Here is a 7,605-nt window from a genome sequence, read left to right as displayed (position 1 = left end):
AAGATGGACGGGGTATCAACTAATCTGGCGTTGATTTTTGGCACGCTGTTGAGTTCTCAAGGAACGGACGCTTCCTTTGTACTCACCCTCTCGGGCTTTCCTCCGGGCTTTTCCCTTCGGTCTTGCGTTTCCGACTCTATCAGACCTTTTCGATCCGATTTCCTCGGTGCTTTCCGGCCTCTTCGGTTTCCCGTTTCGGCCTTCCTGCGTTTCCGACTCTATCAGATCCTTTCGGGCCTGATTCCCAGTCAGAGTGGGCTGTCTTCGCGGCTGTTGGGCCGTTCCGACGAGTGAGACTTTAGCGGATTCCCTGCCCCCGACGCTAATCGGGCGGCTCGCGCTCAAACCTTCGAACGCGGATTCCTCATTTCGCAAAAACGCACGGAAAGCACGACGGCGCGATGAAGCGCCGTCAGCTTCTGAGGATCTTGCGGAATGGCTGTCCGGGGCCGACCGGAGTCGGTGCTCACGTCGGACAACTCGGAGAACACTACGGATCGGGTAATCCCGTGTCAACCCCGGTCCTCGGGCGTAGCCTCTCCGTATGACCACGCATGCGCACACCACCCAGTGGTGGGCCGCCTGACCGGCGGCCCGGACTGACGCATGCACTCAGCGGCCGCCGACTCGGCGGCCGTTCGCGTATCCCCTCCGGGAGTGCGGCCGACGGGTCGGCGCACATAGGAGAGGGCGAAACGTACGCGATGAAGCGGATCTTCAGCGGGGTCAAGCCGACCGGCCATCTGACCCTGGGCAACTACCTCGGGGCCGTGCGGCGGTGGGTCGAGGTGGACCAGCACCGGTCGGACTCGCTGTTCAGCGTCGTGGATCTGCACGCGCTGACCGTGGAGCACGATCCCGCGCGGGTGCGGCGGCTGAGCCGGCAGGCGGCCACGCTGCTGCTGGCGGCCGGGCTGGATCCGAAGCTGTGCACCCTCTTCGTCCAGAGCCATGTGGACGAGCACGCGCGGCTCTCGTATCTGCTGGAGTGCACGGCCACGGACGGCGAGCTGCGGCGGATGATCCAGTACAAGGAGAAGGGCGCTCGGGCGCTGGCCGCTGGGGAAGGGGTGCGGCTGTCTCTGCTGACGTATCCGGTGCTGATGGCGGCGGACATCCTGGCCTACGGGACCGATGAGGTGCCGGTCGGTGAGGACCAGACGCAGCACGTGGAGCTGACCCGGGATCTGGCGGTGCGGTTCAACCAGCGGTGCGGGCAGGTGTTCACCGTGCCGAAGGCGACGCATCCCGAGGTGGCGGCTCGGGTCATGGATCTGCAGGATCCGCTGTCGAAGATGGGGAAGTCCCACGAGAACGCGGCCGGGATCGTCTATCTGCTGGACGACGAGGACACCGTCCGGCGGAAGGTCATGCGTGCGGTGACCGACAGCGGGACGGATGTGGCGTACGACCGGGAGGGTCGGCCCGGGGTCGCGAACCTGCTGAATCTGCTCGCGGCCGCGACCGGTGGGAGTCCGGAGGACTTGGCGGGTGCGTATCAGTCGTACGGGGCCTTGAAGAGGGACACCGCGGACGCCTTGGTTGCGCTGCTGCGGCCGGTGCGGGAGCGGCACGCGGAGCTGGCGGCCGATCCGGGGTATGTGGATCAGGTGCTGCGGGACGGGGCCGAGCGGGCCCGGGGGATGGCGCGGCCGCTGGTGGACCGGGCCTATCGGGCGATCGGGTTGCTGCCTGCCGGGTGACCGGATGGCCGTGTGGCGAGGTGCGGGTCCTCGCCACACGGGCCCGGTGCGTCAGCCGTTGCCGCTGGCGAGTTCGCGGCTGCGGTCGCGGGCGGCTTCGAGGGCGGCGATCAGGGCGGCCCGTACGCCGTGGTTCTCCAGTTCGCGGATGGCGCTGATGGTGGTGCCGGCCGGGGAGGTGACGGCCTCGCGGAGCTTGACGGGGTGCTCACCGCTGTCGCGGAGCATCACGGCGGCGCCGATGGCGGCCTGGACGATCAGGTCGTGGGCCTGGGCGCGGGGCAGGCCGAGGAGGATGCCGGCGTCGGTCATGGCCTCGACGAGGAAGTAGAAGTACGCCGGGCCGGAGCCCGAGAGGGCGGTGGCGGCGTCCTGCTGTGACTCGGGGACGCGGAGCGTCTTGCCGACGCCGCCGAAGATCTCCTCGGTGTGGACGAGGTGGTCGGGGGTGGCGTGGCTGCCGGCCGAGATGACCGACATGCCCTCGTCCACCAGGACGGGGGTGTTGGGCATGACGCGGACGACGGGGGTGCCGGTGGTGAGTCGTTCCTCGATGAACGAGGTGGGGATGCCGGCCGCGGCGCTGATGACCAGGCGGTCGGCGGTGACGTGCGGGGCGAGTTCGTCGAGGAGACGGCCCATGTCCTGGGGCTTCACGGCGAGGATGAGGGTGTCGGCGCGCTTGGCGGCCTCGGCGTTGCTGACGGGCTCGACGCCGTAGCGGGCGTGCAGCTCTTCGGCGCGCTCGGTGCGGCGGGTGGTGACCAGGAGATTGGCGGGGCGCCAGCCGGCCCGGATCATGCCGCTGAGGAGCGCTTCACCGATCTTGCCGGTGCCGAGGACTGCGACGGTCTGGGTCATGGCTCTGTTCACCTCGCCGGAAGGAATACGTGGGGCCATCCTCGCACCGTGCGGGGGTGTGCGGCCCGGGCGTCCGAGGGGCGGTACGCCGCTCGGACCCGTATGCCCCGGCGAGGGCGTCAGGCGGTGCGGCGGCGGAGGGTGGCCGCGCCGAGGGCGAGGACGAGCAGGGCGCAGCCGGCGACGACGAGGGCGTCGCGGATGAAGTCGCCGGTGATGTCGGGGTTGCGGACGACCTGGTTCATGCCGTCGACGGCGTACGACATGGGCAGCACGTTGGAGATGCCTTCGAGGACGGGCTGCATCTGGTCGCGGGCGATGAACAGGCCGCAGAGCAGCAGCTGGGGGAAGATCACGGCCGGCATGAACTGGACGGCCTGGAACTCGGAGGCGGCGAAGGCCGAGACGAAGAGGCCGAGGGCGGTGCCGAGCAGGGCGTCGAGCAGCGCGACGAGGAGGAGGAGCCAGGGCGAGCCGACGACTTCGAGTCCGAGGAGGCCGACGGCGAGGCCGGTGGCGAGGACCGACTGGACGATGGCGAGCAGCCCGAAGGCGAGGGCGTAGCCGGCGATGAGGTCGCCCTTGCCCAGGGGCATGGCGAGCAGACGTTCCAGGGTGCCGGAGGTGCGTTCGCGCAGGGTGGCGATCGAGGTCACGAGGAACATCGTGATCAGCGGGAAGATGCCGAGCAGCGAGGCGCCGATGTTGTCGAAGGTGCGCGGGTTCCCGTCGAAGACGTACCGGAGCAGGAAGAGCATCAGGCACGGCACGAGGATCATCAGCGCGATCGAGCGCGGGTCGTGACGCAGCTGCCGCAGGACGCGCGCGGCGGTGGCGAGGGTGCGGGCACTGCTCATGGGTGGGACTCCTGGAGGCGTACGGCTTCGCGGGCGTTGGCGGCGTCGACGAGGTGGAGGAAGGCCCCTTCGACGGTGGCGGTGTCGTTGCGGCGGCGCAGGGCCTCGGGGGTGTCTTCGGCGAGGATCTCGCCGTCGCGCATGAGGAGGAGGCGGTGACAGCGTTCGGCCTCGTCCATGACGTGGGAGGAGACGAGGATCGCGGCGCCGCGCTCGTCGGCGATGCGGTGGAAGAGGTTCCACAGGTCGCGGCGGAGGACGGGGTCGAGGCCGACGGTGGGTTCGTCGAGGACGAGAACCTCCGGGGTGCCGAGGAGGGCGACGGCGAGGGAGACGCGGCTGCGCTGGCGACCGGAGAGCCGGCTGGCCAGGGCGTCGGCGTGCGAGGCGAGGTCGACGTCGTCGATGGCGCGGGCGACGGCGGCGTGGCGCTCGTCTCGGTGGGCGCGGCCGGGGAGGAGGACGGCGGCGAAGTAGTCGAGGTTCTGGCGGACGGTGAGGTCGTCGTAGATGGACGGCGCCTGGGTGACGTAGCCGATGCGGGAGCGCAGGGCGGCGTCGCCGGCCGGGCGGCCGAGGACTTCGAGGGTTCCGGTGACGTTCGCCTGGGTGCCGACGACGGCGCGCATCAGGGTGGATTTGCCGCAGCCCGAGGGGCCGAGGAGGCCGGTGATCCGGCCTGCGGGGACGGCGAAGTCGAGCCCGCGCAGGACGGTGCGGTCGCCTCGTACGACGGTGAGGCCGTGCGCGACGATCGCTTCGGCGGTGCCTCCATCCGAGTAATTCATCATGCGTTGAATAATGCTCCGGGGGTGTCGGGGGCGTCAAGCATCGAGCCCCGGCCGGCTGGTGCCGGTCGGGGCTCTCTTGGTTGGGGGTGGGTTATGGGCTGGGGGGCTACTTGCGCTTGGGCTTTTTGCGGGCGGCCGGGTTGCCCGTGCGGGTACCTCGGCGCTTCTCGTACTGGGCGCGTGCCGTCTCGTACTCGGTGCGGCGGAGCTTCTCGCCCGGCGCCTCGACGAGGCAGCGGAAGAAGTAGGCGAGGAGGGAGCCGATGAAGCCGATCATCTTGAGGCTGCGCAGCGAGTCCTCGCGGGCCGGGTCGGCGGGGCGGCGGACGAAGCCCTCCCAGGTCTTACGGAAGGCGATGGCGCCGCAGATCCCGAACATCAGCACCACGAGCAGGTTCACGAAGCCGCCGACCTCGGCGATCTCAAGCCCCTGGTAGGCGAAGCGCAGCACGAAGCAGCCCGCCGCGGCGGCGACGAGCGCCCCGAGGGCGAGGCCGGCGCGGCGCAGCCCGTACTGCCCGTCGTGCTCCACCCATGTCGTCCCGAAGAAACGGATCTCCTCGGGCTGCGGACCGGCGGGCGCGCCGACCGTGCTGTTGCTGGGCTTGGCGGTCTGGTCTTCGTCGCTCACGAGGTCGATTATCCCCGTATCCCCGGGTCCGGGGACGGCAGGCGACGGGAGGGCGTCAGCCGCAGCGCTTGGCGACGAGGCCGTCGCTGCCTGTCTTCACGTACGCGTCGGAGATGAACTCGCCGGCCGCGATGTTGTCCCAGATGTTCGTCGTGCCGTACGGGCCGGAGACCCACTCGCCCGTCGTCTGGCAGTAGATCGGCACCCGGACGTCCTGGGCCAGCGTCCGCACGATGCGGTACTGGGTGCCCGGGCCCGAGCGCACGTTCACGCGGTAGCCGGGCGCGACCGGATAGCGCACCACGCTCATCGTGGAGACTCCGTCCAGGCCCGCTGCCCCGGTCGCCGTGTCGGTCGTGTTCTCCATCGTCTTGTCCGTTCCCATGGCGTTCTCCCCCGTTGGCGCAAAAGCGCTCCGCTGTAATTCACTCTCCGCGACGCGCAGGCTAGCAAGCCCCACCGACATCACGGGTGCCATCGACTAGGCTCCGTGCGTCGCGCACGCGCGCGAAATCGACGCGGAACCACACGGGGGTGGGCGATGCCGCCGTTGCGCAGGCCTGGTGCCGACCGGGAAGCGGAAGAGCCCGAGTACGCGGGCGACTACCGGCTCCAGGCCAACCTCGGCTCGGGCGGCATGGGCGTGGTGCACCTGGCCACCTCTGCCTCCGGGCTGCGGCTCGCGGTCAAGGTGGTGCACGGACAGTACGCGGAGGACCCGGAGTTCAGGGCGCGTTTCCGCCAGGAGGTGGCCGCCGCGCGCCGGGTGAGCGGGGCCTTCACCGCACCCGTCGTGGACGCCGACCCCGACGCCGTACGCCCCTGGATGGCCACCCTCTACGTGCCCGGCCCCACCCTCGCCGACCAGGTGAAGCGGAACGGGCCGCTCTCCCCCGCCGAGCTGCGCCGGCTGACGGCCGGGCTCGCCGAGGCGCTCCGCGACATCCACCGGGCCGGTGTCGTCCACCGCGACCTCAAGCCGAGCAACGTCCTGCTGACCGACACCGGGCCGAAGGTCATCGACTTCGGCATCTCCCGGCCGGTCGACAGCGATCTGCGCACGGAGACGGGGAAGCTGATCGGCTCGCCGCCGTTCATGGCGCCCGAGCAGTTCCAGCGGCCCCGCGAGGTCGGCCCGGCGGCGGACGTGTTCGCGCTCGGCTCCGTGCTGGTGCACGCGGCCACGGGGCACGGGCCGTTCGACTCGGACAGCCCGTACATCGTCGCGTACCAGGTCGTCCACGACGAACCGGATCTGACGGGGCTTCCGGACGCTCTGGCTCCGCTCGTCGCGCGCTGTCTGGCCAAGGAGGCGGCGGAGCGCCCGACTCCGGACGAGATCATGTCGGCGCTGCAGCCTCCTTCGTACGAGGCGGCGGCGTTCATACCCGCCCAGCGGCGGCCGCCCACGCTGCCCGGCCCGCTCCCCGGTGCGCTCCCCGGTGCGTCTCCCGCTGCTGCTGCGGCTTCGGCGGCGTGGGATGCCGACACCCCCGTACGGGCACCGGTGCCACGCGCGCGTGGGCGGCGTCGGCTCCGGCCGTCGGTCGTGGCCGTCGCCGTGCTCGCCGTCCTCGCCGCCGGCGGGGCGTTCGTGGCCCTGCGTACGGATGCCGGCGACGCCACCGGACCCCGGTCGCACCCCGCCGGTGGGGCGGCGGCGGCCTTCGAGGGCTGGGAGACCGTACTGGGCGAGAGCGGCACCCCCGCCTGCGTCTCCGCGGCCGACGCCCTCTACTGCTCCGCACCCGGCGTCGCACTCGCCCGGCTCGACCCCGCGAGCGGTCGCGTGCTCTGGTCGCGGCCCGGAGCGGACGGCGCGCGGGTCTCGGCGCCCGTGGCCTTCGGCGGGCTCGTCGGCGCCGTCGCGGACGACGGGACCCTGCGGGCGTTCGGCGCGGACCGGGGCGCTCCGGTCTGGGACACCGGCACCGCCGCACGCCAGGAAGGCGCCAACCCGGCCGGGGACACCCTGCTCTACCCGACCTCCACGTCGGCGGTCCGAGGGGTCGACGGCGCCACGGGCAAGCAGCGCTGGCGGCATCCCCTGCCCGGCTTCACCGCGCCCCGCTTCGGGCCGTACGACGAGGCTTCGGGGCTCGTGCCCGTCTTCGAGACCACCGGCGGCGCCTCCCGCACCACGCTCGCGGCCCTGCGGCCCGAGACCGGCGAGATCGTCCGGCGGCAGCGGCTCGCGGGCGATCTCGTACCGGTGGGCGCGGGCGCGAACGGCGTGGTGCTCCTGCGCTCGTCGAACGCCGACAGCCAGACCGACGCCGTCGTCCGCTACGACCCCGCCGACGGTTCCGTACGCCGTATCGCCCTGCCGTACCCGCTGGACGACCCGCGGATCGCGGTTCTCGGCGACACCGTCCACCTCCTCGACTCCGCCGGCCGGCTCACCGCCCTCGACACCGCCGCCGCGCCCGCCGGGCGGGTGCTCTGGGAGTTGGAGACGGCGGCGGGGAACGTTTCCGCGCCCGTCCTCGGGCCCGGTGGGCGGCTGTACTTCTCGGTGGCCGACGGGCGCCTGCTCGCCGTCGACACCGAGCGCGGGGCGCTGCTCGGGCAGACCGGACCGCGGCTGCGGGACGGGCGGCTCGAGTACGCGACGACGGTGCCCGCGCCGGTCGTCGCCGGGGACACGGTGTTCGGGACGGCGCCCGACGGGTCCGTGTTCGCGGTGGACGGGCGGGATCCGGCGGGGTGGTGACGACCGGTCACGACCTCACCAAAAGGGGAAGCGCGGGGAGTGGGTCCTT

Annotated in this window: 8 protein-coding genes; 3 read left to right on the top strand and 5 right to left on the bottom strand. The window is 71.6% G+C overall.

All coding sequences use genetic code 11. From position 1 onward, the window contains the following. Positions 1-294, top strand: a 294-nt coding sequence (locus tag Q5762_RS15280; protein ID WP_315892616.1) for a hypothetical protein, incomplete at its 5' end; no start/stop codon positions are given. 410 nt (positions 295-704) lie between these two features. Then, a complete protein-coding gene (trpS, locus tag Q5762_RS15275) occupies positions 705-1,703 on the top strand; it encodes a tryptophan--tRNA ligase (protein ID WP_315892615.1) in 999 nt (332 codons plus the stop codon). A 51-nt stretch (positions 1,704-1,754) separates the two neighbouring features. Here trpS and proC read toward each other — a convergent pair whose 3' ends face one another. The 5 genes from proC to Q5762_RS15250 form a co-directional block, all read right to left on the bottom strand. Beyond that, complete coding sequence (proC, locus tag Q5762_RS15270; RefSeq protein WP_315892614.1) at positions 1,755-2,564, bottom strand: pyrroline-5-carboxylate reductase; 810 nt, start codon at positions 2,562-2,564, stop codon at positions 1,755-1,757. Between the two features lie 119 nt (positions 2,565-2,683). Further along, positions 2,684-3,421, bottom strand: a complete 738-nt coding sequence (locus Q5762_RS15265) for an ABC transporter permease (protein ID WP_315892613.1) — start codon at positions 3,419-3,421, stop codon at positions 2,684-2,686. Continuing rightward, entirely contained in the window at positions 3,418-4,212 is a 795-nt protein-coding gene (locus Q5762_RS15260) for an ABC transporter ATP-binding protein (RefSeq protein ID WP_315892612.1), read from the bottom strand. The genes Q5762_RS15265 and Q5762_RS15260 overlap by 4 nt, the downstream gene beginning before the upstream one ends. 106 nt (positions 4,213-4,318) lie before the next feature. Next, the gene (locus Q5762_RS15255) at positions 4,319-4,843 is read right to left on the bottom strand and encodes a hypothetical protein (protein WP_315892611.1); all 525 of its coding nucleotides are present in this window, start codon (positions 4,841-4,843) and stop codon (positions 4,319-4,321) included. 55 nt (positions 4,844-4,898) lie between these two features. Next, on the bottom strand, positions 4,899-5,228 hold the full coding sequence (locus tag Q5762_RS15250) for an SH3 domain-containing protein (RefSeq protein WP_315892610.1): 330 nt from the start codon (positions 5,226-5,228) through the stop codon (positions 4,899-4,901). A 156-nt stretch (positions 5,229-5,384) separates the two neighbouring features. Here Q5762_RS15250 and Q5762_RS15245 point away from each other — a divergent pair, with 156 nt between their 5' ends. Then, on the top strand, positions 5,385-7,556 hold the full coding sequence (locus Q5762_RS15245) for a protein kinase domain-containing protein (RefSeq protein WP_315892609.1): 2,172 nt from the start codon (positions 5,385-5,387) through the stop codon (positions 7,554-7,556). Positions 7,557-7,605 lie beyond the last annotated feature (49 nt).

The organism is Streptomyces sp. P9(2023) (genome assembly GCF_032436795.1).
Taxonomy (GTDB): Bacteria; Actinomycetota; Actinomycetes; order Streptomycetales; family Streptomycetaceae; genus Streptomyces.
The sequence above is the reverse complement of the archived record's forward strand: the minus strand, read 5'-3'. Positions and strand labels throughout refer to the sequence as shown.